The 20,803-nt window shown below is 69.4% G+C and carries 39 protein-coding genes; 34 read left to right on the top strand and 5 right to left on the bottom strand.

Annotated elements, in window-relative coordinates; translation table 11 throughout:
• Position 1 precedes the first annotated feature (1 nt).
• From Q5694_RS05365 to Q5694_RS05375, 3 genes are all read right to left on the bottom strand, one after another.
• Positions 2-1,258, bottom strand: a complete 1,257-nt coding sequence (locus Q5694_RS05365; protein ID WP_333930850.1) for a tyrosine-type recombinase/integrase — start codon at positions 1,256-1,258, stop codon at positions 2-4.
• Between the two features lie 136 nt (positions 1,259-1,394).
• On the bottom strand, positions 1,395-1,895 hold the full coding sequence (locus Q5694_RS05370; protein WP_333930851.1) for a hypothetical protein: 501 nt from the start codon (positions 1,893-1,895) through the stop codon (positions 1,395-1,397).
• 104 nt (positions 1,896-1,999) lie between these two features.
• On the bottom strand, positions 2,000-2,455 hold the full coding sequence (locus Q5694_RS05375) for a hypothetical protein (protein ID WP_333930852.1): 456 nt from the start codon (positions 2,453-2,455) through the stop codon (positions 2,000-2,002).
• 229 nt (positions 2,456-2,684) lie between these two features.
• Between Q5694_RS05375 and Q5694_RS05380 the strand changes: the two genes are divergently transcribed.
• The 29 genes from Q5694_RS05380 (at position 2,685) to Q5694_RS05520 (ending at position 17,642) form a co-directional block, all read left to right on the top strand.
• Positions 2,685-2,924, top strand: coding sequence for a hypothetical protein (locus tag Q5694_RS05380; protein ID WP_333930853.1), 240 nt, complete (start codon positions 2,685-2,687; stop codon positions 2,922-2,924).
• 29 nt (positions 2,925-2,953) lie between these two features.
• Entirely contained in the window at positions 2,954-3,247 is a 294-nt protein-coding gene (locus tag Q5694_RS05385) for a helix-turn-helix domain-containing protein (RefSeq protein WP_333930854.1), read from the top strand.
• Between the two features lie 157 nt (positions 3,248-3,404).
• Positions 3,405-3,659, top strand: coding sequence for a hypothetical protein (locus Q5694_RS05390; protein ID WP_333930855.1), 255 nt, complete (start codon positions 3,405-3,407; stop codon positions 3,657-3,659).
• On the top strand, positions 3,656-3,925 hold the full coding sequence (locus Q5694_RS05395) for a hypothetical protein (RefSeq protein ID WP_333930856.1): 270 nt from the start codon (positions 3,656-3,658) through the stop codon (positions 3,923-3,925). The genes Q5694_RS05390 and Q5694_RS05395 overlap by 4 nt, the downstream gene beginning before the upstream one ends.
• Positions 3,922-4,221, top strand: a complete 300-nt coding sequence (locus Q5694_RS05400) for a hypothetical protein (protein WP_333930857.1) — start codon at positions 3,922-3,924, stop codon at positions 4,219-4,221. Before Q5694_RS05395 ends, Q5694_RS05400 begins: the two co-directional genes overlap by 4 nt.
• A gap of 136 nt (positions 4,222-4,357) precedes the next feature.
• Positions 4,358-4,534 (top strand): hypothetical protein, encoded by a 177-nt coding sequence (locus Q5694_RS05405; RefSeq protein ID WP_333930858.1) that lies wholly within the window; start codon positions 4,358-4,360, stop codon positions 4,532-4,534.
• Positions 4,531-4,773: a phiSA1p31-related protein gene (locus Q5694_RS05410; protein ID WP_333930859.1), complete on the top strand. Its 243-nt coding sequence runs from the start codon at positions 4,531-4,533 to the stop codon at positions 4,771-4,773. Before Q5694_RS05405 ends, Q5694_RS05410 begins: the two co-directional genes overlap by 4 nt.
• Positions 4,773-4,979: a hypothetical protein gene (locus Q5694_RS05415; protein ID WP_333930860.1), complete on the top strand. Its 207-nt coding sequence runs from the start codon at positions 4,773-4,775 to the stop codon at positions 4,977-4,979. The genes Q5694_RS05410 and Q5694_RS05415 overlap by 1 nt, the downstream gene beginning before the upstream one ends.
• Positions 4,979-5,410 (top strand): hypothetical protein, encoded by a 432-nt coding sequence (locus Q5694_RS05420; RefSeq protein ID WP_333930861.1) that lies wholly within the window; start codon positions 4,979-4,981, stop codon positions 5,408-5,410. Before Q5694_RS05415 ends, Q5694_RS05420 begins: the two co-directional genes overlap by 1 nt.
• 71 nt (positions 5,411-5,481) lie before the next feature.
• Positions 5,482-5,811, top strand: coding sequence for a hypothetical protein (locus Q5694_RS05425; RefSeq protein WP_333930862.1), 330 nt, complete (start codon positions 5,482-5,484; stop codon positions 5,809-5,811).
• A gap of 134 nt (positions 5,812-5,945) precedes the next feature.
• Positions 5,946-6,896, top strand: a complete 951-nt coding sequence (locus Q5694_RS05430) for a YqaJ viral recombinase family nuclease (RefSeq protein WP_333930863.1) — start codon at positions 5,946-5,948, stop codon at positions 6,894-6,896.
• Complete coding sequence (locus Q5694_RS05435) at positions 6,893-7,708, top strand: recombinase RecT (RefSeq protein ID WP_333930864.1); 816 nt, start codon at positions 6,893-6,895, stop codon at positions 7,706-7,708. The genes Q5694_RS05430 and Q5694_RS05435 overlap by 4 nt, the downstream gene beginning before the upstream one ends.
• Positions 7,709-7,773: 65 nt before the next feature.
• Positions 7,774-8,160, top strand: coding sequence for a hypothetical protein (locus tag Q5694_RS05440; RefSeq protein WP_333930865.1), 387 nt, complete (start codon positions 7,774-7,776; stop codon positions 8,158-8,160).
• On the top strand, positions 8,160-8,351 hold the full coding sequence (locus Q5694_RS05445; protein WP_333930866.1) for a hypothetical protein: 192 nt from the start codon (positions 8,160-8,162) through the stop codon (positions 8,349-8,351). The genes Q5694_RS05440 and Q5694_RS05445 overlap by 1 nt, the downstream gene beginning before the upstream one ends.
• Entirely contained in the window at positions 8,351-9,199 is an 849-nt protein-coding gene (locus Q5694_RS05450; RefSeq protein WP_333930867.1) for a hypothetical protein, read from the top strand. The genes Q5694_RS05445 and Q5694_RS05450 overlap by 1 nt, the downstream gene beginning before the upstream one ends.
• Positions 9,196-10,140 carry a DNA cytosine methyltransferase gene (locus Q5694_RS05455; RefSeq protein ID WP_333930868.1) on the top strand — a complete coding sequence of 315 codons (945 nt, stop codon included), beginning with the start codon at positions 9,196-9,198 and terminating at the stop codon, positions 10,138-10,140. Before Q5694_RS05450 ends, Q5694_RS05455 begins: the two co-directional genes overlap by 4 nt.
• 79 nt (positions 10,141-10,219) lie before the next feature.
• Positions 10,220-11,392: a hypothetical protein gene (locus Q5694_RS05460; RefSeq protein WP_333930869.1), complete on the top strand. Its 1,173-nt coding sequence runs from the start codon at positions 10,220-10,222 to the stop codon at positions 11,390-11,392.
• Positions 11,393-11,441: 49 nt separating this feature from the next.
• Positions 11,442-12,509, top strand: a complete 1,068-nt coding sequence (locus tag Q5694_RS05465; RefSeq protein ID WP_333930870.1) for a hypothetical protein — start codon at positions 11,442-11,444, stop codon at positions 12,507-12,509.
• Positions 12,506-13,087 (top strand): ATP-binding protein, encoded by a 582-nt coding sequence (locus Q5694_RS05470; protein ID WP_333930872.1) that lies wholly within the window; start codon positions 12,506-12,508, stop codon positions 13,085-13,087. The genes Q5694_RS05465 and Q5694_RS05470 overlap by 4 nt, the downstream gene beginning before the upstream one ends.
• Complete coding sequence (dnaB, locus tag Q5694_RS05475; RefSeq protein WP_333930873.1) at positions 13,084-14,445, top strand: replicative DNA helicase; 1,362 nt, start codon at positions 13,084-13,086, stop codon at positions 14,443-14,445. Before Q5694_RS05470 ends, dnaB begins: the two co-directional genes overlap by 4 nt.
• Positions 14,442-14,636: a hypothetical protein gene (locus Q5694_RS05480; protein WP_333930874.1), complete on the top strand. Its 195-nt coding sequence runs from the start codon at positions 14,442-14,444 to the stop codon at positions 14,634-14,636. The genes dnaB and Q5694_RS05480 overlap by 4 nt, the downstream gene beginning before the upstream one ends.
• A gap of 55 nt (positions 14,637-14,691) precedes the next feature.
• On the top strand, positions 14,692-15,153 hold the full coding sequence (locus tag Q5694_RS05485) for a hypothetical protein (RefSeq protein ID WP_333930875.1): 462 nt from the start codon (positions 14,692-14,694) through the stop codon (positions 15,151-15,153).
• Positions 15,150-15,497, top strand: coding sequence for a hypothetical protein (locus Q5694_RS05490; RefSeq protein ID WP_333930876.1), 348 nt, complete (start codon positions 15,150-15,152; stop codon positions 15,495-15,497). Before Q5694_RS05485 ends, Q5694_RS05490 begins: the two co-directional genes overlap by 4 nt.
• Positions 15,498-15,552: 55 nt before the next feature.
• Complete coding sequence (locus Q5694_RS05495; protein WP_333930877.1) at positions 15,553-15,705, top strand: hypothetical protein; 153 nt, start codon at positions 15,553-15,555, stop codon at positions 15,703-15,705.
• Positions 15,702-15,890, top strand: coding sequence for a hypothetical protein (locus Q5694_RS05500; RefSeq protein WP_333930878.1), 189 nt, complete (start codon positions 15,702-15,704; stop codon positions 15,888-15,890). Before Q5694_RS05495 ends, Q5694_RS05500 begins: the two co-directional genes overlap by 4 nt.
• Positions 15,887-16,123: a helix-turn-helix domain-containing protein gene (locus Q5694_RS05505; protein ID WP_333930879.1), complete on the top strand. Its 237-nt coding sequence runs from the start codon at positions 15,887-15,889 to the stop codon at positions 16,121-16,123. The genes Q5694_RS05500 and Q5694_RS05505 overlap by 4 nt, the downstream gene beginning before the upstream one ends.
• Complete coding sequence (locus Q5694_RS05510; protein WP_333930880.1) at positions 16,120-16,587, top strand: hypothetical protein; 468 nt, start codon at positions 16,120-16,122, stop codon at positions 16,585-16,587. Before Q5694_RS05505 ends, Q5694_RS05510 begins: the two co-directional genes overlap by 4 nt.
• Entirely contained in the window at positions 16,584-16,925 is a 342-nt protein-coding gene (locus Q5694_RS05515; RefSeq protein WP_333930881.1) for a hypothetical protein, read from the top strand. Before Q5694_RS05510 ends, Q5694_RS05515 begins: the two co-directional genes overlap by 4 nt.
• A gap of 33 nt (positions 16,926-16,958) precedes the next feature.
• A complete protein-coding gene (locus Q5694_RS05520; protein ID WP_333930882.1) occupies positions 16,959-17,642 on the top strand; it encodes a hypothetical protein in 684 nt (227 codons plus the stop codon).
• A 76-nt stretch (positions 17,643-17,718) separates the two neighbouring features.
• On the opposite strand, the gene Q5694_RS05525 is transcribed toward Q5694_RS05520, so the two are convergent.
• Positions 17,719-18,357 carry a GIY-YIG nuclease family protein gene (locus Q5694_RS05525; protein WP_333930883.1) on the bottom strand — a complete coding sequence of 213 codons (639 nt, stop codon included), beginning with the start codon at positions 18,355-18,357 and terminating at the stop codon, positions 17,719-17,721.
• Between the two features lie 75 nt (positions 18,358-18,432).
• Complete coding sequence (locus Q5694_RS05530) at positions 18,433-18,708, bottom strand: hypothetical protein (RefSeq protein ID WP_333930884.1); 276 nt, start codon at positions 18,706-18,708, stop codon at positions 18,433-18,435.
• A 276-nt stretch (positions 18,709-18,984) separates the two neighbouring features.
• Between Q5694_RS05530 and Q5694_RS05535 the strand changes: the two genes are divergently transcribed.
• From Q5694_RS05535 to Q5694_RS05555, 5 genes are all read left to right on the top strand, one after another.
• A complete protein-coding gene (locus Q5694_RS05535; protein ID WP_333930885.1) occupies positions 18,985-19,740 on the top strand; it encodes a GntR family transcriptional regulator in 756 nt (251 codons plus the stop codon).
• A gap of 145 nt (positions 19,741-19,885) precedes the next feature.
• Complete coding sequence (locus tag Q5694_RS05540) at positions 19,886-20,110, top strand: helix-turn-helix domain-containing protein (RefSeq protein ID WP_333930886.1); 225 nt, start codon at positions 19,886-19,888, stop codon at positions 20,108-20,110.
• Complete coding sequence (locus tag Q5694_RS05545; protein WP_333930888.1) at positions 20,110-20,400, top strand: hypothetical protein; 291 nt, start codon at positions 20,110-20,112, stop codon at positions 20,398-20,400. The genes Q5694_RS05540 and Q5694_RS05545 overlap by 1 nt, the downstream gene beginning before the upstream one ends.
• Positions 20,397-20,561 carry a hypothetical protein gene (locus Q5694_RS05550; RefSeq protein WP_333930889.1) on the top strand — a complete coding sequence of 55 codons (165 nt, stop codon included), beginning with the start codon at positions 20,397-20,399 and terminating at the stop codon, positions 20,559-20,561. The genes Q5694_RS05545 and Q5694_RS05550 overlap by 4 nt, the downstream gene beginning before the upstream one ends.
• A complete protein-coding gene (locus Q5694_RS05555; protein ID WP_333930890.1) occupies positions 20,558-20,776 on the top strand; it encodes a hypothetical protein in 219 nt (72 codons plus the stop codon). Before Q5694_RS05550 ends, Q5694_RS05555 begins: the two co-directional genes overlap by 4 nt.
• The last annotated feature ends 27 nt before the right edge of the window (positions 20,777-20,803 follow it).

Raw genomic sequence — 20,803 nt, forward strand, 5'->3', positions numbered from 1 at the left:
GTCACTGACCTGCCGGAACACCCTCAGAATCCTCGGATGATCTAGCCCTGGGGAGAATCTGGGGAGAATCAGAAGCCGCCGAGAGCACAGCCGCCCCGTCGGCGCCAGGAGCCACCCACTCGCCCAGCGCGACCAGGCCCTTGCTGCCCGACTTCGGCATGAAGTGCACGTAGGTCCGCAGCGTGAACGCCGGATCCGAGTGCCCCAGCCACGCCGCCAGCTGTGTCACGGTCTCCCCGGCCTGCAGCACGATCGACGCGAACGTGTGCCGCGTGACGTGGAAGCCCTCCTCACGCGGCATGTTGAACCGCACCCGCTTCAGCGTCGCCTTGCCCGGCCGCCGCACGACCTCCTCCTCCGGCGGACCGATGATCCCCGCCTCCACCAGCGCAGGCTTCCAGATCCGGTCGTCGAAGTAGGTGCGGTTCATCGCGCCGCCGCTCTTACCGGCCGTGCGGATCGTCGTCACCAGCAGCCGGACCGTGCGCAGCGGCCGCTCCTCCCACTGAAGGTTCGGCCGGTCCGGGTCAACCCACGGCAGCGTCACCTCCACCGTCGGGAAGAGGTTCGCGTACTCCTTCACCGCGCGGGCGAGCGCGGGCGGGCACGGCGCGATCCGCTCCTTGTTGCCCTTCGGCGGGGCGAACCCGAGACGCGAATGGATACGGACGATCTGCCGCACCACGTTGATCTCGTCGCCGTCGATGTCGTCCGGCGAGAACGCGAACGCCTCACCCTGACGCAGCCCCGCGGCGATGCCGAGGTCGAGCAGGATGCGGTAACGCGCCGGCAGCGCCTTGCGCACGGCGATGACCGTCTCCGGGGACCAGGCCTTCGCCTTCGACTTCGGGATCGCCGGCGCCTTCAAGTCCTCGTCGCGGAACGGGTTGGCTGGGATGCGCTTCGCCTTGTGCGCGGCCTGCATGATGGACGAGAAGTGCCGCCACGTCGTCGACAGCGTCGACACCTCGAGGCTGCGTTCCGCCTTCGTCTGCCAGGCAAGGATCTCGTCGTGCCCGATCCGGTTCAGCGGCAGGTGCCCGACGTGGGGGAGGATGTGATTGAACACCCGCGGCCGCATCGAGTACTTGGTGCTTGGCGGCTTGCGCAGGTTCGGCCACCAGTGCTCTTCGACGTACTCCCGCAGCGTGATGGCGCCGTCGCGCGGATCGTAGAAGGTGCCGCGCGTGGAGTCGGTGGCCGACTCCTTCAGCCACGCCTTGGCGTCGGCCTCCCGCTCGAAGGACCGGTCCCGCACGCCGGGGATGCCGGCGACCCGCCACCGCTTGCCCTTGCCGTAGCGCTCCGTCTTGCGCTTCTTTCCGGTGGCCGGGTCGGGCTTTTTCGTCCACCACCGGTCTTCGATGTATCCGGGCAAGACGGCCCCCGTTCGTTCACGCCTGCCGCATGGGCTCCGGGCTGTTGTCGATGATCTCACCCGCGTACAGCTGGAACCAATGACCGCCCGCAAGCAGCTGCTTGGTGGCCTGATTCAGGGCGGCGGCGAACTGCAGGACGGTCAGGTTCTGGCTGGCGTACACGCTGACAACGCCGCGGTCTTCGGCTACGAAGGCTTCCTCGGTCTGCCAGTCCTTCAGGACGTAGCGAACGCGGAGGGGGCACTCGGGGGTGTCGCGGGAGACGATCTCGTCGCCCCACAGTTGGAACCAGTGGGCGGCGGACATGAGGTGGTCGATCTCTATGTTGAGCTGCTGCACAACCGGTTCGAGGGGCTCGCTCACGTCGAGGCGGACGCGTATCAGCCCTCGGTCCTCGTCGATGGCGGCCAGTCTGCCCGGCGGCAGGTCGTTCACGGCTTCGTAGGCGACGTCCAGCATGAAACCTCCCCGCGTGACCCAGCTGTGCACGATGAGCCAGAGCGGCCGAAAGTGCACGGTTGGTGAAGACTACGTCTACGCGGAGTGGTCAACAAGGCGTTGCAGAAATATCTACTTGTGGACAATGCCGATCGATCGGCGGAAGCGGCTTGACTCTGCCATTACTCGCCGGCTTCGCGCCGGGCGCGCTCCTCGGCCTCGATCATGTAGCGCCAGCGGCGCACGTCCTCAGGGGACTTGCCGGCCAGGTGCGCCACGATGATGCGCACGTCGGCGTCGTAGCCCGCGAGTTCGGTGGCCTCGTACTGCAGCCACTGTCGGGCGACGGCCTCCTGTACGTGGCGCAGCGGCCGGCCGATGCCGTTGGCGATGGCACGCATCTGCTCGATGGAGGGCGGGTTGACCGGGGGGTTGCGGACGAGCTTCTGCAGGTTCTGCTTGTAGTAGCGGGTGCCGCTCTCGGGGTCGACTGCGCGGTCGGCCATGTCCTGGTAGGAGAGGCCCCCGTCGTTGGCGTCCTGAATGAGCTGGGAGAGGGCGCCGAGAGCAGAGGCGTCGGTCGCACCAGGCTGTGGGGTGGTGGCCGGGGCCTTCATGTTGTCGTCCTCTCGCGTCACTCTCTCACCGGCTGTCTCTAGTCGCAGAAGTGTGCGTCGGAAAAATAGCAGGTCAGTCCGTACAACCATCTGAGACTTGAGACGAACTGTCTACGGACTGATGCTATCCGGCCCGCAGCTCGGCCGAAACCGGTCATTCGGCCGTCATTGAGGCGTTGACGAATCGTCGTCGGCGTGAGTAAGTTGAAGGCATCGAAAGGCACCTCTGCACTCGGGGGATCCATTGAGCGTGCGCTATGTCCTGAGAGACCTGGAAACCTTCCTGAAGATCATGGAACACCCAGGTCGCGGCCAGTCCTACAGCATCCGAGATCTGGCTCAGACGGCTCAGGTCAGCAAGTCGAAGATAGAGCGCCTCGTGCGCGGCGAACTGGACTGGCTCGACGTCAATGAAGCGCATCGCGTAGTGGAGGCCCTCGGCGTCACCGTCCTGGTGCTCTTCGCGCCCCCTGCGTCAACAGATCAATGACAAACCGTCTCACTCGCGAAAGGAACCCCGTGCCCAGGATCCCGAAGGAAGGCCGACAGCCGCCCCCCGACGGCTACGTCTGGAGCGACGAGGCCGCCCGCCTCCTCCGGCTCAGCCGCCGAACCCTCTGGAACTACCGCCACCTCGGCAAGGGCCCCAAGGCCACCCGCTATCGCGGCCAGCTCATCTACTCCCTGGCCGACATCGAGGCCCACAACAAGGCCGAGCTCGAGCAGGCCCTCGCGTCCGACGAGGACCGCGCCCACGAGTCCCGCCCGGCCGAACCGCGGATCTCCCGCAAGCCGGCCCGCGCCGCCGCCTGAGCGGCAAAGAGGCCGCCCCCCGAACGGCCAAGCACGGGGAACGGCCTTGATCCACACCACCAGAACGCAGAGAACAGGAGCGTGGACCGTGTCCACATCATCCCAGAGCCCGAGCCCCCCTAGCCCCAGCCGTCGCGCCGAACTGCGTGAAGAGCTGGTGTACCTGCTGAAGTCGACGCTCGCTTCCGGCGATGCCCGCGACGCCGTCGACACCCTGGACGAGCTGATCGCCGAGTCGCTGCTTGAGGGGCGACGCGAGGTGCGCCCTTCTGTCGTGAACGAGGCGATCGAGGCGGCACGCGGCGAGTACCTGCACGACGACATCCGCACGCCGGAGGACGAGGCGTACAACCAGGCCGTATCGGACGTGGTGGCCGCGATCGGCGCACTGCTCGAGGGCGGTGCCGCATGAACGACCTGACCCCGTTCGACGTCATCACCTCCCGTCTCCCGCACCTGTCGCCGTTCCAGGCCGTCTGGAACGAGGCGGAAGAGCTGCTCCGCGAGACGCACCCGGAGGGCTACGACGTCGAGGAGATCGGCCGCATCGCCTTCGACTGCCTGCCCGAGGAGGAGAAGCCGGCCGCGCTGGACGCCCTCTTCTACTGCTGGTGGACCGCATTGGAAGCCGACCGCGAACGACGCGCCGCCTTCGAAGCCATGGGAGGTGCGGCATGAGCGGGCTGACGCTGATGGTGCAGGTCGACGGAGAGATCCGACCGCTGGCCAACTGCACGTGGATCACCTGGGCGCCCTGCGGCTGCCCCTGCGGCGCCCTCACCGCCGCCTTCGGCGACGAAGCGTTCGCTACCGAGGAGCAGGCGTGGCGCGAGCACTACCCGCTGAAGCGCGAGCGCGACAAGTACCAGCGGCAGGGCTACCGCATGGAGCTCATGAGCTGGGACCGCTACCGCGCCGAGGTCGACCTCGCCGCCCGCTGCCCCCACGTGAAGACGAAGGAGGCGGCCCAGTGAGCGACTCGCAGCGCACCGAGAAGCAGCCCCCGGGTCCGACGGATCCGCGTGTGGGCGGGAACCCGACGGGCCGCCCCCGCCGGTCCTCGGCCCCCAGCCGCAGGAAGCACGCCCGCCGCCAAGGAGGTGCGGCGTGATGGCCTCCCCGACGCAGCCCGCAGACCTCATCGAGGACGCGCTCGCCCGCCTCGACGCGGACGCCCGCCGCCAGCACGGCAACGACCAGACCGCGTGGACGCCCGGCGCGTGGCGCGAGCACCTCCTCGACCTCGACGCCGCCCGACTCGACCCCGGATGGGTGATCACCTCATGAGCACGTACCTGCACGACGGGATCACGTTCGACCTGGGCGTCCCGCACCTCGACGTCACCGGCGTCGAATGGCGCTGGATCGGCGTCTACACCGAGGCCGGGGAGCCGCTCATGCAGGCCATGCCGGGCAACTCGTCGCCGATCCCGCTGCCCGACGTGTACGCCATGCACGGCCCTCTCATCCCCGCCCCCCGGCCCACCACCGCCGCCATGTACCGGCAAGTCCTGGAGGCGTCGTAATGGCCCCGGCGTCGCGCCTGTCGCCGATGGCCGGCCTGCTCAACGCGATGGCCCGCCTGTACATCCGCCGGGCCCTGCCGATCATCGCCGCCGAGCAGCGCGCCGTCGACGAAGCCCGCAACCTCAACCACCGACTCCGCGACGCCCGCGACTTCGCCGACACGGCAGCCGCCGGCTACATCGACCGAACCGGACTGGAGGCGTAATGGCCCTCAACCTGCTCCCCAAGGGCCACGGCCGACGCCGCGCGGTCGACGAGGTGGAACGGCTGCGACAGCGCGAGCAGCAACTGGAGACCGCGCTGGGCAGGGCGGGTGACGAGGTGGCGCTGCTCCGCTGGGACCTCACCGAAGCCCGCCGCGAGCTCGTCCAGACGCAGGAGCTCGTCGTCACCCAGCTGGCCAACCTCGACGACCTGCGCGCCGAGAACGACCAGCTCGCCGAGGAGAACACCGCGCTGAAGAGCCGGTTCTCCGCCCACCTCGCGGCCGACGCGAACGCCAACCGGATCACTGTGCCCCGCATGGTGCGCGACACCACCGCCCTTGAGGACCAGGCCACCGGGCCCATCGACGTCCGGCCGCTCTGGGACGCCCACGGCATACGGCCCGTCACCGACCCCGGCCGCATCGCCTGAGGCCAGACAGCAAGAACCCCACCCGGGTCCAGCGGGCGGGGGTCAACCACCAGCATCCCACGGAGGAACCCGTGACCAACACCGCCACACCCACCCACACCTTCCAGACGGACATGGGCGACTACACCGTGCCCGCCACCAGCCCCGTCCCCGGCCTCTTCGTCTACCAGGTCCCCGACGAGGTCGAACCCGCCAGCAGCTACCGCTGGAGCATCGGCCACCACTCCGGCCGGCTCATCGCCTCCGCCATGTACGAGGACGACGCCACCCGCGGCGCCCAGAAGATCGCCGACTTCGCCGACTGGACGAAGCCCGCCGACGAACTCCGGGCCGTCCTCGACCCCGACGAGCTGTACAAGCAGCTCGCCTGGGCGGCCTGCGAGATCCCCGCCCTCGCCTGACCATCCACCACATCACCCATAGCCGGCGGTCGCGTCGAGCCCCCACTCCGCGACCGCCACCCAGGGCCGCCGCCTCGCGGCACCCCCCCGCCCGGGGCGGCGGCCCCCACCAAGCACACCCGAAAGCAGGAGACATGAGCACCGAAACCACCGCAAAACTAACCGGCACAGTGCCGGAGGGTGTCCTTATCGGGCACCTCACCCCCGGCACCGCCGCCTGGGAAGAAGCCCGCACCGGCCTCACCATCACCGCCACCGAGATCGCCGCCGTCGTCGGCCTCTCCCCATGGATGAGCCGCTTCACCCTCTGGCACAAGAAGGCCGGCCTGCCCACCCCGCCGTTCGAGATGAACCCCGCCGTCGAATGGGGCAACCGACTCGAGGACGCCGTCGCCCTGAAATGGCAGGACGAACACCCCGGGCAGCTCGCCGCCCCCGCCGGCACCTGGCGGCACCGGGAGCGGGAGTGGCAGCGCGCCACCCCTGACCGGCTCATCTACCCCCAGCCCACCAGCGAGTTCGACGTCCCCGAGCAGGCGACCGCGCTGCTCGAGGTGAAGACCGCCCCGTTCGGCGACGAGTGGGGGCCGGACGGATCGGACGAGATCCCCATCCACTACCGGTGCCAGGTCATCTGGCAGATGGACGTCCTCGGCCTGCGCACCACCCACTTCGCCGTCCTCATCTCCGGCCACGACTACCGCGAATACACCGTCGACTACGACGAGGCCGAAGCGAAGCTGCTGCGGGACGCCGCCGTCCAGTTCCTCACGGACGTCGAGGCTGGCCACCGCCCGCCCATCGACGGGGCCACCGACACCTACCAGACCATCCGCGTCCAGCCCGACGGGCTCGAGGACCGCGACGTCGAGATCGGCTTCGGCCTCGTCTGCCGCTGGGACGACGCCTACGAGCAGATGGCCAAGGCGGCGGCCGACCTCACCCAGATCCGCGGCGAAGTCCTCGACGCCATCGGCAACGGACGCCGCGCCGTCTGCGAAGGCCGCCGCATCGCCTACCGCACCGTCCGCGACGGCCACACCCACAGCCTCCACCCCTACACCAGCAGCAAGGACGCAGCATGAGCCAGATCGGCAACGAGATCGCCAAGCGGGACAACGGGCCTGCCGCCCAGATCGAGCAGTACCGCGACGAGTACGCGGCCCTCGTTCCCTCCCACGTCAACGCCGACCAGTGGATTCGTCTCGCCGTCGGCGCCATCCGCGGCAACAAGGACCTCGAGCAGGCCGCCCGCAACGACGTCGGTGTCTTCCTGCGCGAGCTGAAGACCGCAGCCCGTCTCGGGTTGGAGCCCGGCACGGAGCAGTTCTACCTCACCCCGCGCAAGAGCAAGGCCCACGGCTACAAGCTGATCATCAAGGGCATCGTCGGCTACCAGGGCATCGTCGAGCTCATCTACCGGGCCGGCGCCGTCTCCACCGTCATCGTCGAAGCCGTCCGCGAGCGCGACACCTTCCGCTACGTGCCCGGCCGCGACGACCGGCCCGTCCACGAGATCGACTGGTTCGGCGGCGACCGCGGCCCCCTCGTCGGCGTGTACGCCTACGCCGTCATGAAGGACGGCGCCGTCTCCAAGGTCGTCGTCCTCAACCGCAAGCGCGTCATGGAGATCCGAGCCAAGTCCGACAGCAAGGACTCCGAGTACAGCCCGTGGCAGACCAACGAGGAAGCCATGTGGCTCAAGTCGGCCGTGCGCCAGTTGGCCAAGTGGGTGCCGACCTCCGCCGAGTACATGCGCGAACAGCTCCGCGCCCAAGCCGAGGTGGCCGGCGAGCTGGCGGCCCCGTCCCTCGCGGGCGCCCCGTCGATGCCGCAGTCGTCCGTCCTCGACGACGCCGATCCGGATGAGCCGGTCGAAGCCGAGCTCGTCGACTGACTCAACCCGCCGGGGCGCTGGCCGCGCCCGAATCGCGGCCAGCCCCGCTACCCCAAGGACATCACATGCAGCTGACTCCCGCCGAGGCCAAGGCCCGCGCCGCCCAGATCCTCGCCGCCCTGCAGCCCACCCTCACCCAGTGGACCACCGCCGTCCTCGACCAGGCCGTCCTCCACCTCGCCGACACCGGCCGCCCCTTCGGCATGAACGACATACGCCTCATCGCCCCCGAAGACGAGTGCCGCAAAGCCGGCCTGTACTTCGCAGCCCTCACCGGCCACGACGCCCTCCACCCCGACGAGCCGCAGCTGCTGCGCAAGGTGGGCGAGGAGCCGTCGATCAACCCGAAGGCCCACGGCAAGAAGGTCAACGTCTACCTGCTGACCCGCGCCGGCCGGAAGTTCATTACCGACCGGCAGGCCGCCCGCATCGAGCAGCGGAGGGCCGCCTGATGGATCGCCTCGCCACCGCCGCCCCGGCCCTGATCTTCGGCGCCGTCGTGATCATCTCCGCCGCCTGGGCCATCACCTACAGCGTCCGCGGCGGAGAACACCGCACGCGCAGCGGCATCCGCCGCCTCGAGAACCTCGCCAACCACCCGGGCGCCCGCGCCCTGCTCGACAACATCCGGAAGGAGAAGTGATGGGCCGCCCCGCCATCCCCGCCGAAGCCTTCGATCACGGCGACCCGCGCCGCTACCGCCGCGGCTGCCGGTGCACCACCTGCAAGGCAGGCGTGACCGCTACCGTCCGCCGCCAGCGTTACCTCCGCGCCACCGGACGCGGCGCCACGGTCAGCCCGCAGCGAGCCGCCCGGCACATCGAACTCCTCCGCAGCCTCGGCATGTCCGACAAGGAGATCCAGGCCGAGTCGGGCGTCTGCCAGAACGTCTTCTACCGCATCATCGGGCAGCGCTCCGAGATCCGCCGGGACAGCGAGACGCGCATCCTGGCCGTCAAGCCCCGCCAGATCGACGCGCCCCGCTCCGGCATCCACCTCGCCGGCCGCGGCACCATCCTCCGTCTTCGCGCCCTCGCCGCCGACGGCTGGCCCGCCGTCCACCTCGGCGAGCGCTGCGGCAAGCACAAGCAGTTCATCGTCCACCTGCAGAACAGCGACCCCGACACGACCGTGGTCCGCCGGTGGGTCGCCGACTACGTCGCCGCACTATCCCAGCAGCTCGCCGGACAGCGGCCGGAAGACCACGGGGTTCCCACCCACATCGCCGAACGCATCCGGAAGACCGCTGCCGACAAGGGCTGGGCTGGCACCGCCTACTGGGACCCCGACGACTACGACAACCCGGACTTCACCCCGGCCGTCGAGGACACCACCCCGCGGCGGCAGGTCATCGCCGAGAACGCGCACTGGCTCATGCGCACCAACAACCTCGACCGATTCGCCACCGCCCAGCGCCTCGGCGTCCACAAGTCCTACGTCGACCACGCCCTGCGCGAACACCCCGAATACGGGCTGGAGGTGGCGGCGTGATCACCGAAACCGTCGACCTGTTCGCTGGCATCGGATGGGCCGAAGGCGCCAAGCCCCTCGGCCTCAGCGAGACCGGACTCGAACTCGCACCCACCGCCTGCGCCACCCGCCGCGAAGCCGGACACAAAACCGTCGAGTGCGACGTCACGTTGCAGGACCCGGCCGACTACCGAGGCGCCAACCTGATCGGTTCCCCTCCCTGCCCCGGTTTCGGGAAGTCCGGCAACAAGCTCGGCCTCCGCGATCTCCCCCGGGTGCACAGGGCGATCGACGACCTTGCAGCCGGCCGCGACACCCGGGCCGAACTCAACGCCAAGTGTCTGGACGCACGCAGCATCCTCACCGCGGAGCCGATGCGGTGGATGCGCGCCATGCGCCCGACGTGGATCGCGCTGGAGCAGGTGCCCTCTGTGCTGCCGGTGTGGGAGCACATGGCCAAGATCCTGCGGCGGTGGGGCTACTGCGTGGCGACGGGCGTACTGGACGCTGCGGACTACGGCCTGGGGCAGCGCAGGCCGCGCGCGATCCTCGTCGCCTCCCGCACCCTCAAGGTGACCCTGCCGGGCCCGACGCATGGCCCCGGCCTGCTGCCGCACGTGAGCATGGCCGACGTTATCGAGTGGGGCTACACCCAGCGCCCGGCGCCCACCGTCACCGGCGGCGGTACGGCCACCGGGGGAGCGGAGCCGTTCGGCAACGGCACCCGGCAGGCCATGAAGCGGGCCATGGGCACGCAGGCCTGGCGCGACCGCACTACGCCGAGCCTGCGCCCCACGATCCGGGAGGCCGCCCTCCTGCAGGGCTTCCGCCCCGAGCTCATCTTCCACGGCCGGCAGGGCGACCAGTACCTGACCGTCGGCAACGCCGTACCCCCACCGCTCGCCACTGCCGTGATCCGCGCGGCAGCAGGAATCAGCGAGCGCCTCCAGCAAGCCGCGTGACCGCGGTCCGCCGGCCGCGCGACCAGCCCTGACCAGCAACACACCCACCCACGCCAGTCACCGGAAGGAGCGCGTAGACGTGCTGAACAACCAGGTCATCATCACCGACGCCAGCGTGCGCGCCTACGCGCACCGCAACCACCGGGGGGTCGTCGACGCGGCCGAGCTCTCCAGCAGCGAGTGGGAGGAGCTGCGCGGCCGGAACGCGAACTCAACGAAGATCCGCCTCGTGCAGTGCGCCAAGTGCTGGGAACTGTACGGCGACATCCAGTGGCTCAAGACCTACAACCTCGCCGGAACCCGGGTCATCAGCCACCAGCCCGGCGAATCCCGCCCGGATCACTTCTACGAGGCCGTGGAGGCCCCGGAACATCTCGCCTGGAACGAGCGGGTGTTCATCATCGGCGACGAGGAAGGCTTCAACCCGCGCAAGGAAGCGTGGGCGCCGGACATGAAGACGCGCGCCGACGTCCTGCTGACCGGCACCCTCACCATCGCCTACGAGCACCAGCACTCCCCGTTCAGCGCCACCGGCCGCTACAGCGCACCCGAGCGGACACGCCTCGCCGCGGCAGCCGGACGCACCGCTATGTGGCACACCACCAGCGAAAAGGTTCGCGGCCAGGTGCCGATCCTGCGCACCGACCGCGGGCTGCCGCCGAAGGTCATCCTCAACCCCAACTACCGGCACGAGTTCCGAGGCGGTATCTACCGCATCGAGATCTACACCTGCACCGTGCGCGAAGGCCACGAGTGCCCCAACCGCAAGTTCAGCGGCTGCGGCAAGCCCCACGCCCGCGGCCAGGTCACGGCCGGCCAGCTCGACGACGTCCTCCGCGGTGCGCCGATCGGCGCCTACATGCCCGTCATGGACGCCAAGGTGCTCCGAGCCCCCCGGGTCTTCTGGACCGACATGGCGTCCTACGGGCAGTACCTCGCCTACATAGCCAGCCCGACGGTTACGGAGACCGGCGGGCCGGCAGGCGCCGGACCAACCCGGAAGGGCCGCCGCGCCGGGCACTCCCGCACCAGGGAAGACCGGCTCGAGGCCATGCGCGCCCAGGCAGTCGACCTATCCATCCCGCATCAGCGCGCGGGCTCCAGGCCCGGCCCATCCGCACCAGCCATCGAGCGTCCGGCCCCCGGGGTCTGCGACACCGGCCAGCCAAGGTGCGGCCAGCCAGCCCGCTTCTATCCCGCCGGCTGGCGCTGCGACAAGCACCGCCCGAGCAGCTACTGGCGCACCCGGTAGCGGTCCCTGAAAGCCCACAACCCTCAAGCACTCGTCAGAAGGACACCTCATGGCACGTGGCCACGGCCGGATCCTCACCAGCATCTGGGAGGACGCCGACTTTCTGAAGCTCGACGAAAGGGAGCAGCGCTTCTACCTGTTCCTGATCTCGCAGCCCAACCTGAACCACGCCGGGCTGCTGCCGCTCACCCTCCGACGCTGGTCCCGCAAGGCGAAGGACCTAACCTCCGCCGACGTCGAGAAGCGCCTGCAGTCCCTCGACGAGGCGCAATTCATCGTCGTCGACGACGACACCGAGGAGCTTCTCATCCGCTCCTTCGTCCGCAACGACGGCGTGTGGCGGATGCCCAAGGTCATGGGCGCCATGGTGTCCGGCGCGCTGGAGATCTCCTCGCGCCGGCTCCAGGAGGCGCTGCTTGCCGAGATGGACCGCATCCCGCTCGGCGAACTCAGCGACGAGCCGACCAAGATGCGCGGCGGCGAAGGACCGTCCATCCGCACTCAGGTCGCCGGGCACATCGAGGCCCTCCGCAAGGCGTTCGGCAGCCCTACCCCCGACCCCTCCCGAAGGGGTTCGGGAACCCCCTCCGCAACCCCCTCGGGAACCCCCTCCGATACCCCTTCCGAAGGGGGTGACGAGGGGGGTCCGAAACCCTCTACGCGCGGACGCGCGCGCGCATCACGCGCGCATTCCCCTGCCCCTGCCCCTGCCCCTACCCCTGCCCCTACCCCTGACCGGGTGGGGGTTGAGGTGGGGAAGGAGACTTCAGGTAGTAGCGAGCTGGCCGCCACGCCGCCTGACGGCGACGCCCCCATCGACATCGACGGCTTCACCCTCAACGACGCCATGCGCGGCTGGGCCCTCAAGACCTTCGGCTCCGGCCTCGACCTGGACTACGAGACCGCACAGTTCATCGACCACTTCCGGGCCCAGAACACCCGCCGCCCCAACTGGCCGGCCGAATGGCAGAAGTGGATCCGCCGCTCCGCGAAGTTCGCGTCCGAGCGAGCCACCCGCCCGCCCCTGCACGCCGTCAGCGGCACCGGCTCCCGCGCCGAGACCCACACCGCCGACGACTACACCAACTCGACCGTAGAGGACCTCTTCGCATCATGAACCTCACCGACCACGAAAGCTGGCTGGCCGAAGCCCAAGCCGAAGCCGTCGCCTTCCGCCTCGACGCATTCCTGGGCCGACGACCGTCCGCCTTCGCCGACCCGGGCGAACTGCGGCCCGACATCCACGCCTGGATGAACCACTACCTCGACGGCCACCACGGATCCCTGATCCTCACCGGCGAGATCGGCACCACCAAGACCTGGCACCTGTGGAAGCTCAACGAGACCCTCATCCGCCGCGGCTGGCGCGGCCAGTTCCGCATCGCCACCACCTACGACGTCAAGCTCGCCACCGACCGGCCAATCGACCACGAACGGCTCGCCTCCTGGCGCGACGCCGACCTCTACGCGATCGACGACCTCGGCGCCCGCGCCGTCAATGACTGGACCGCCGACGCCATCAGCGAGCTCATCGACGCCCGCTGGCAAAACCGCCGGCCCACCCTCATCGCCACGAACCTCACCGTCCCCGAGATCCGCACCGTGCTCGGCGACCGCGCCGCCTCACGCATCGGCGACGGCGCCACCGTCGCCCACTTCACCGGAGCCGACCGCAGGAAGGGCAACACCAAGTGACCCACGACGACTACGCCGACGAGCCGCAGCGCGAGGGGCGCACGCCGGCCGATATCCCCGCCGAGATGGGCGCCCTCGGCGCGATGCTCCTGTCCCGAGACGCCATCGCCGACGTCACGGAGATCATCAAGAACCCTGCGGACTTCTACCGCCCCGCCCACCAGACGGTCTTCCTGGCGATCCGCGCCCGGTACAACGACGGCGCGCCCGTCGACCCGATCGTCCTCGCCGACGACCTCACCAAGAGCGGCGACCTCACCCGCATCGGTGGCGCCCCCTACCTGCACCACCTCATCCAGCAGGTGGCCAGCCCCGCCCACGCCCAGATCTACGCCGACATCGTCCGCGAGAAGGCCGTGCTGCGGAACCTGCAGTCCGCCTGTCACCGCACCCTCCATGGGATCGCCGACGGCACCGGAGAGACCGGCGAACTCCTCGACGACCTGCGCGCAGAAGTCGACGGCATCGTCGACGACACCAGCCGCGGCGACCAGGACACCCTCATCGGCGCCGACGGCGAGGACTTCCTCGAGGAGCTGGAGAACCTCCAGAAGAACGGCCCGGCCCGGGGCGTACTCACCGGCTTCACCGACTTCGACTTGCTGACGAACGGCCTCCAGCCCGGCCAGCTGATCGTCATCGCCGCGCGCCCCGCTATCGGCAAGTCCACCCTCGGCGTCGACATCGTCCGCCACGCGACCATGAGGCAGGGCCTACCGGCGGTGTTCTTCAGCCTGGAGATGTCCCGCACCGAACTGAAGATGAAGATCGCGTCCGCACAGGCCAGGGTCCCCATGCACCACCTGCAGAGCCAGAGCGGCATGACGGACGACGACTGGGCCCGCCTGGCCAAGGTCTGGCCGATGATCAACGGCGCGCCGCTCGACATCGTCGACGACCCCGGCCTGACCCTCACGAAGATCCGCTCCCACTGCCGGCGCATCGCACGCAAGCGAGACCTGAGCCTCGTCGTCGTCGACTACCTGCAGCTCATGGAAGGCGAACTGACCGGCCGCAGCGAGAACCGCCAGCAGGAAGTCGCGAAGATCAGCCGCAGCCTCAAGAAGCTCGCCGCGGAACTCCAGGTCCCCGTGATCGCCATGTCGCAACTGAACCGTGGCGCCGAGCAGCGCACCGACAAGAAGCCGCTCCTGTCCGACCTGCGCGAGTCCGGCGCCATCGAGCAGGACGCCAACATGGTCATCCTCCTGCACCGCGAGGACGCCTACGACCGGGACTCCCCGCGCGCCGGCGAGGCCGACTTCATCGTGGCCAAGAACCGCGGCGGCCCCACCGCCACGATCACCACCGCTTTCCAGGGCCACTACTCGCGCTTCGTCGACATGGCCCAGACGTGATCGCCATGACCGACTCCTGCCCGAACTGCTGCCGCCGCGGTGTCGCCCCGGCCGCCGAGAAGCGCCGCGGTGACGCGATCGTCCACGGCTACCAGTGCCCCGCCTGCAGCCACCGCTGGGCCACCAGCCGCCACCTGCCCGCCTATTCCGAACTCCACCGCCGGCAGCACCAGCGCCGCCCCGCCGCGTGACTGCCCCACCACCCCGCCCCGCCCCACACCGGGCACCAACACCGAGGAGACACCTGTGAGCGACCGCCCGACCGACGGCCCGATCCACGAGTGGTTCAGCCCCAGCTACAGCAACTACCTCGTCCTCCACCGCAGCCACCTGCAGTCGATGCCCATCGAGTTCCAGAAGCGCATGGTCGCCTGCCTCGAAGAACTCCAGGCCGCGTTCGCGCACACCGAGCAGCCCGAGTGCTTCGACGTGAAGGCCGCCACCGAGCACGAGGTCTGGGAACTGTCCGAGGCTGAGCTCAAGCAGGCCGGGATCACCGCGGATTGGTACCGCGGCGAGACCCCACCCGAAGGCTGGTCCGAGGAAGACCTCGCCGAGTGGCGTGCCGAGCACGAGAGCCCGGAGGGTCCGACGTACTCGCGGAACGGCGAGGAGATCGACGGAGACGAGCACGTGCTGCTCCCCGCGATCGACCCGGTGCCGCACTACAACCGCGGCCGGACCTACATCGAGCCGCGCACCCCGTGACCACGCAGCAGCCCGGCCGGGTGATAGCCGGCCGGGCCTCCGCTCAGCGTCCCACACCACCCACCCCCGCCCGCACCAGCCACCACCAGGAGCAGCAGCACATGACCACTCGACCGCTCCTCTGCACCAGGTGCGGCAGCCCCGCTGGAGTCGTCGAGGACGCGACCGCTCTCGCCGACTGGGGCCTCGCCGTGGTGGACGACGACGGCAACGTCCGCCCCGCCGTCCAGCGCATGGAGTTCCACCGCGGCGACCCGGTCCGCACCCGCGCCGTGTGCACCAGTGACGCGTGCGGCCACCAGTGGACCCTGCGACGCCACTTCATCCCCGAAGCCCAGTCCTGACCGTCCGCCCGTTGGCCGCCCCTGCACCGGGGCGGCCCCACCCCTGGAGCCACACATGACGACCGACGAGCAGCCCAGCGCCGACCGGCGCGACGACTACGAGTTCACCACCGGCCACCTGATCACCTGCTTCGCCAAGACGGGCGGCAGCCGCGACCCGAACTGTCCCTGCAGCACCGCCCAGCCCAGCACCGAGGCCGCGTCGTGACCCGCTCACCGCTGCGTTGGCAGCCCGACGACGGCAGTGCCGCGATCCTCGCCGCCTACGCCCGCCGCCGCGAACCCTGGCGCGACGTCCTCCGCCGCGCCCTGCGGCTCCTCGCCCGCGCCGACGGGATCCTCGACGCCCGCGGGCGGGTCATCGTCCAGCCACGGCCCGGGAGGCGGCCGTGAGGCCCCTGACCGCCCGGCAGCGGCAGGTGCTGCTGCTCGCCGCCAACGGCAACACCAACGCCGCGATCGGCCGACTCCTCGGCATCACCCGCGTCACCGTCGACCGGTACCTCGCCGACACCTACCGCGCCCTCGGCGCCCGAGACCGCGCCAACGCCGTCGCACTCGCCTTCGTCACCGGCGAACTGACCGCCCACCAAATCCACACCCCAGCCGAGGAGGCAGCCGCATGACCGACCAGAAGGGGCCTGAGAGCCCGCAGGAGCGCCTGAAGGGGGTTCCCGCGACTCCAGCGCCGCCGGAGGCGGAGAACGGGCCTCAGGCGGGCGCTGACGGCTTCCGTGGCGAGCAGCAGCCCCGCGGGCCCGTCGACTGGGCACGCCACTACGCCGCCCAACGCGAGGGCACCAACGTTCGCGACAAGGACGCCGAACTCCGGGCCGCCAACGAGTGGATCGAACGCCTCAACGCGGAACTCACCGAGACCCGGACCGTGCTCGACGAAGTCCTCCGCCAGTTCGTCCACAAGGGTCACCCTGGCCAGCCCTGCCTGTCGTCCGGCTGGATCAGCGAGAAAACCGTCGCCCGCTGGCGCGCCGTCCTCCACCCGCCAACGCCCGCCCACAACGCCGGCCCCAGCATCCGCGAATGCGCCCAAGCGGACCGGCTCTGGCCGCTGCAGAAGGAGGGCGAGTGACCGACCACACCCACCTCGACCTGTGCCCCGACTGTCAGGGCCTGCGCGTCACCGAACTCACCAGCATCGGCACGGTCGGCATCAGCCTCGACGGCGGCCCCGACCAGCCCGCTGAACTGTGGATTGGGCCCACACCCGCCCCCTGTGACCACGCCCCGGCCAGCTCGCGCCCCCATCTCACGGTCAAGGTCACCGAGCTGCCCGTCGACCTGCCGCGCGAACTCGCCATCGACTGGGGCCTCATCCACCCCGACCAGCCCATCGGGCCCACACCCATCCAGCGCGCCCTCGACATCCTCCGACCCCACCTCGCCTGGGACCACCGCTACCGCCCCTGACGTACCGCACCGCCCCGCACGAAAGGCACCGCGATGTTCGACGACGACGCCCCCGAGTCCCGCCCCTGCGCCTGCACCAAATGCGGCCACAACCTGTGGGACACCGAGATAGCCGCCGGCCGCTGGGTCTGCGCCCGCTGCGAACACACCGCCTTCCAGCGGCTCCGGGAACTCCCCACCCTCTTCCGTAACCTCGAACGCCTCGAAACGCTCATGAAAGGCAGCAGTGGGGGCGGCGCCATCGGCGGGCCCAGCCGCGAAATCCCAGCCCCGCTGCGGCTCGGCATCTTGTCGCTCACCGCGAACGGCGGCGTCGTCACTCAACTGCAAGCCATCGAAGACGACTGGCGTAAGGCCCTCCGCTGGCCAATGGGTGCAACTCGGCATCACGCCGACATCGACGGCGCCACCTCATTCCTGATCAACCAGCTCGGATGGACCTGCTCCAACTACCCAGACATCGACGACGACCTCCGCACCATCGGCAAGATCCACGCCCTGCTGAAAGGCCTGGAAACCGGCGAACGCCGGGCCCGCGTCTTCGAGGTCCACTGCAACCGTGGCGACTGCCAAGGGCGCATGCCGATCACCATGCGCGACGACGAGGCGACTTGCCCCCAGTGCGGCACCGACTACACCAGAGACCAACTCATGCGGCTCGACAGCGAATATGGGCCCAACGCCGAACGCCTCCGTCAACAAGGAACCGCCGCATGACGAAAGGGCCCGCCCGGACACCCCGGGCGGGCCCTCTTCGTGCGTCGTCAGGTGCGCGACACCGCCAGCGGTGGGGCTAGGCGGCCTTGGCGATCTGTTCGGCTCGGGCACCCGACATGCGGAGCAGCTGGCCGATCTGTCGCCAGGTCAGCCCTGAAGCCTTGAGTTCCGCGACGGCTTCCCGCTCCATAGCCAGGAAGGCGCGTTCACCTTCGGAGATCTCCGCACGTAGATCGCGAGCTCCCTCGAAGCGTTCCGAGAGATCGGGGATGCTCTCAACCTCGGACAGTCGGGCGGAGAGCGCGGATCGCAGGGCGCTCGTGTCGTGATCGACTCTGACGCTTCGCTCGGCCGCCTCAAGCATGACAGCGAACTCGGACTGCGAGACCCGTCTCGGCTTGGGCTGTACGACCTCGTGCGCAATAGGGACCTGAGGTGGCTTCGCCCAAGGAGCCGCGGCGACGGCCGCCTTGATCTGCGGGACGGGATCGCCTGAGGTGAAGGTGAACCACTCCCCATGTGACCGCTGGGATGCGAAGTGCCGGTGCAGGCGAGACTCCAGCTCGCTGCCGCCCGGGTGCGTCCACAGGACGGTCAGCGGCACAGGCGACATGCGTTGGATGTCGGCCACACGTTTCGGCAGGTTCGCCGTGCGCCCAATCTTGACAGTGTTGCTGCCGGGTGTACCGAGGACGTAGACGACCTCTTCGGGCATTCGGTCTCCTCACGTGCAACAGGCCCGCCGCTGTGTGGGGCGGGCCTGCTGGACTCTAGGGCTGGGGTCTGACGTTCAGATCTCGGTTGTGACGAAGGGAGCCGGCAGCTTGGGTAGGTCGATGTCGAAGACCTGGGCGAGAAGGTAGCGGGCGATGGTGTCGTGCTCCAGTTCGCTGCGGCCGGTCGGCATGGCGAGGAGCAGGTCGCCGTTCTTGTGCTGGACGACGGCGCCGAAGAACTCCCGGTCGGTGATCGAACTGTCGACGACCTCGGCACCGGTCTCGGCGAGCAGCTGCGGCAACGGCGCGTCGAGCAAGTGGTCGGGGGAGAGGGGAAGCGCTACAGTCATGGGCAGACTCCAATCTCTGCAGGATTGAGTTGCTGACAGCGGGTGGCGACCCGCTGCTACTTCGGCCGGACGGTGGCGACCGTCCGGCCGTTTGCGTTGCTGGGCATGCGAGCCCTGCTGCGGTGTGCGCACCGTCACAACGCGACTACGCCAACGTAGCGCTCTAGAGCAATTGACGCCAGTCCCTCGGGGAGATTCACAGCAGGCGTGCATTGACCAGCGCTGATGTAGAGCAGGTAGCGTTGCTCTAGATGAATCCGTCCCTAAGGAGAGCCCGTGCCACGCAAGCCCGGCGAGCCACACAAGTACCGGGAGATCGCCGACGACCTGCGTAGGCGGATCAACGCCGGTGAGTTCGGGGAGGCGCGCAAGCTGCCGTCAGAGCGGGGCCTGCGCGATCACTACGACGTCTCCCAAATGACCGTCCGGCAGGCCCTCGGCGTGCTGCGCGACGAAGGCCTGATCGAGTCGCGCGTCGGTTCCGGATGGTACGTCGCCGAGTGGCGGCCCATCGTCCGTAACGCACTGAAGCGGCTGTCGGCCGCGCAGTGGGGTGAAGGTCGATCGATGTGGGTGGCCGACATCGATGACCGTGACCTCGAAGCGCGCGACGTGCAGATTGAGCTCATTGAAGCGCCGGCGGACGTGGCCCGCGCCCTCGACCTTGAAGCCGGCGAGGCTGTGTGGACTCGCAATCGGCGCTACGTCGTCGAGGGGGAGGTCGTCATGAGGGCGACCAGTTACATCCCGGACGACCTCGCCCGAGGGACGCGCATCACCCAGATCGACTCGGGTCCAGGCGGCACCTATGCCCGGCTGCGTGAAGCGGGGCACGGGCCGGTGCAGTTCCGAGAGCAGCTGCGCTGCCGACTTGCGACGCCCGCCGAGGTCGACGATCTGCACCTCGCGGCCGGTGCGCCGGTTGTGGAACAGCACCGCTCGGCCATGCGTGCGGATGGTCGTGTCGTCGAGATCAATCGAATGGTTCTGGACGCTTCGAAGTTCCTCTTCGTGTACGACTTCCCCGCCTGACCTGCTACTTCTGGCCCCCGCCCAAGTGGGCGGGGGCCTTTTTGCTGTCTTGGATTCGCCTATTCTGCTCTAGAGCTATTGATTGCTCTGGAGCACTCTGCTTCTATCTAGGTGTCCACCCCAGTCGACCGCAGGGGAGCACCTAGTGACACCTGTCTCCGTCGCCCCTACGGGCGACTACCTGACCACCGGAGAGGTGGCCCGCCGCATCGGTGGCACCTCGCAGCACGTGCGTCAGCTCATCAAGTCCGGCCGCCTCACGGCGATCGACATCGCCAAGGGCCATGGCCGTCCCCGATTCCGAATCTCCGAGGCCGCGCTCGCCGACTTCCTGCGCGACGCGACCGTGACCGCCACGGAGGTGGCCTGATGACCATCGCACCCGAGACCCCCACCGCCCCGCTGTCGCCGGCTGCTGCTGCAGCTCTGGCCCGTCTGGAGCGCTCGTTCGCTCCGGTGCACGACCTGCGTTCGTACTCGCGGATGACGCCGGAGGTGCGGCGGGCCGTGGTCCGCTACGAGAACGCTTCGGCCCACTGCCGAGCCGCTTCTGCCGCAGCCGACTTCGACGGTTGTCTGGCGGCGCAGGACGAGATGCGGATGTGCCGCTGCCAGCTGGAGGCCGCAGGCTGCCTGAACTTGATCGACGGTGCGTCGTGAGTGCCCGGGAGGTGTTGGCCGACTTCCCGGCGGGTCACCCGCGTGGGTCGTGGCCGGCGGAGGAGAAGGCGGCTGAGCTGACCCGGCAGGGCCAGCCCGCCACCGTCCACATGGACCTGGCGAACGACCGGTTCATCGTCGTGCCGGAGCGTGCGTTGTGACCGAGCGGGAGCGCCAGGAGCTGCAGCGGGCGACCGCCCAGAAGATCGTGGACGCCCTGCCGGCGTGGGACGGCCAGTCCCCGTCCGTGTGGGTGCTGATCGTCGACCCCGACACCATGCGGCCCTACACCCGCTGGCGCACCTCGGCCACCGCGGTCTCGGCGCCGAAGCCGGCCCGGGTCCGGCACCTGCACGCGGTGCGGGACGTGTCGTGACCGACGCCGAGCGCGCGGAACTGTCCC

It is taken from the genome of Streptomyces sp. AHA2 (assembly GCF_036857595.1).
Lineage (GTDB): Bacteria > Actinomycetota > Actinomycetes > Streptomycetales > Streptomycetaceae > Streptomyces.

What these genes read in the sequence shown, in the direction of transcription:
- Q5694_RS05545 (WP_333930888.1), top strand. Translation starts at nt 20,110, where the DNA reads ATGACCATCGCACCCGAGACCCCCACCGCCCCGCTGTCGCCGGCTGCT.
- Q5694_RS05410 (WP_333930859.1), top strand. Translation starts at nt 4,531, where the DNA reads ATGAGCACGTACCTGCACGACGGGATCACGTTCGACCTGGGCGTCCCG.
- Q5694_RS05525 (WP_333930883.1), bottom strand. Translation starts at nt 18,357, where the DNA reads ATGCCCGAAGAGGTCGTCTACGTCCTCGGTACACCCGGCAGCAACACT.
- Q5694_RS05495 (WP_333930877.1), top strand. Translation starts at nt 15,553, where the DNA reads ATGACGACCGACGAGCAGCCCAGCGCCGACCGGCGCGACGACTACGAG.
- Q5694_RS05400 (WP_333930857.1), top strand. Translation starts at nt 3,922, where the DNA reads ATGAGCGGGCTGACGCTGATGGTGCAGGTCGACGGAGAGATCCGACCG.
- Q5694_RS05465 (WP_333930870.1), top strand. Translation starts at nt 11,442, where the DNA reads ATGGCACGTGGCCACGGCCGGATCCTCACCAGCATCTGGGAGGACGCC.
- Q5694_RS05520 (WP_333930882.1), top strand. Translation starts at nt 16,959, where the DNA reads ATGTTCGACGACGACGCCCCCGAGTCCCGCCCCTGCGCCTGCACCAAA.
- Q5694_RS05420 (WP_333930861.1), top strand. Translation starts at nt 4,979, where the DNA reads ATGGCCCTCAACCTGCTCCCCAAGGGCCACGGCCGACGCCGCGCGGTC.
- Q5694_RS05440 (WP_333930865.1), top strand. Translation starts at nt 7,774, where the DNA reads ATGCAGCTGACTCCCGCCGAGGCCAAGGCCCGCGCCGCCCAGATCCTC.
- Q5694_RS05415 (WP_333930860.1), top strand. Translation starts at nt 4,773, where the DNA reads ATGGCCCCGGCGTCGCGCCTGTCGCCGATGGCCGGCCTGCTCAACGCG.
- Q5694_RS05530 (WP_333930884.1), bottom strand. Translation starts at nt 18,708, where the DNA reads ATGACTGTAGCGCTTCCCCTCTCCCCCGACCACTTGCTCGACGCGCCG.
- Q5694_RS05405 (WP_333930858.1), top strand. Translation starts at nt 4,358, where the DNA reads ATGGCCTCCCCGACGCAGCCCGCAGACCTCATCGAGGACGCGCTCGCC.
- Q5694_RS05395 (WP_333930856.1), top strand. Translation starts at nt 3,656, where the DNA reads ATGAACGACCTGACCCCGTTCGACGTCATCACCTCCCGTCTCCCGCAC.
- Q5694_RS05430 (WP_333930863.1), top strand. Translation starts at nt 5,946, where the DNA reads ATGAGCACCGAAACCACCGCAAAACTAACCGGCACAGTGCCGGAGGGT.
- Q5694_RS05510 (WP_333930880.1), top strand. Translation starts at nt 16,120, where the DNA reads ATGACCGACCAGAAGGGGCCTGAGAGCCCGCAGGAGCGCCTGAAGGGG.
- Q5694_RS05450 (WP_333930867.1), top strand. Translation starts at nt 8,351, where the DNA reads ATGGGCCGCCCCGCCATCCCCGCCGAAGCCTTCGATCACGGCGACCCG.
- Q5694_RS05470 (WP_333930872.1), top strand. Translation starts at nt 12,506, where the DNA reads ATGAACCTCACCGACCACGAAAGCTGGCTGGCCGAAGCCCAAGCCGAA.
- Q5694_RS05445 (WP_333930866.1), top strand. Translation starts at nt 8,160, where the DNA reads ATGGATCGCCTCGCCACCGCCGCCCCGGCCCTGATCTTCGGCGCCGTC.
- Q5694_RS05435 (WP_333930864.1), top strand. Translation starts at nt 6,893, where the DNA reads ATGAGCCAGATCGGCAACGAGATCGCCAAGCGGGACAACGGGCCTGCC.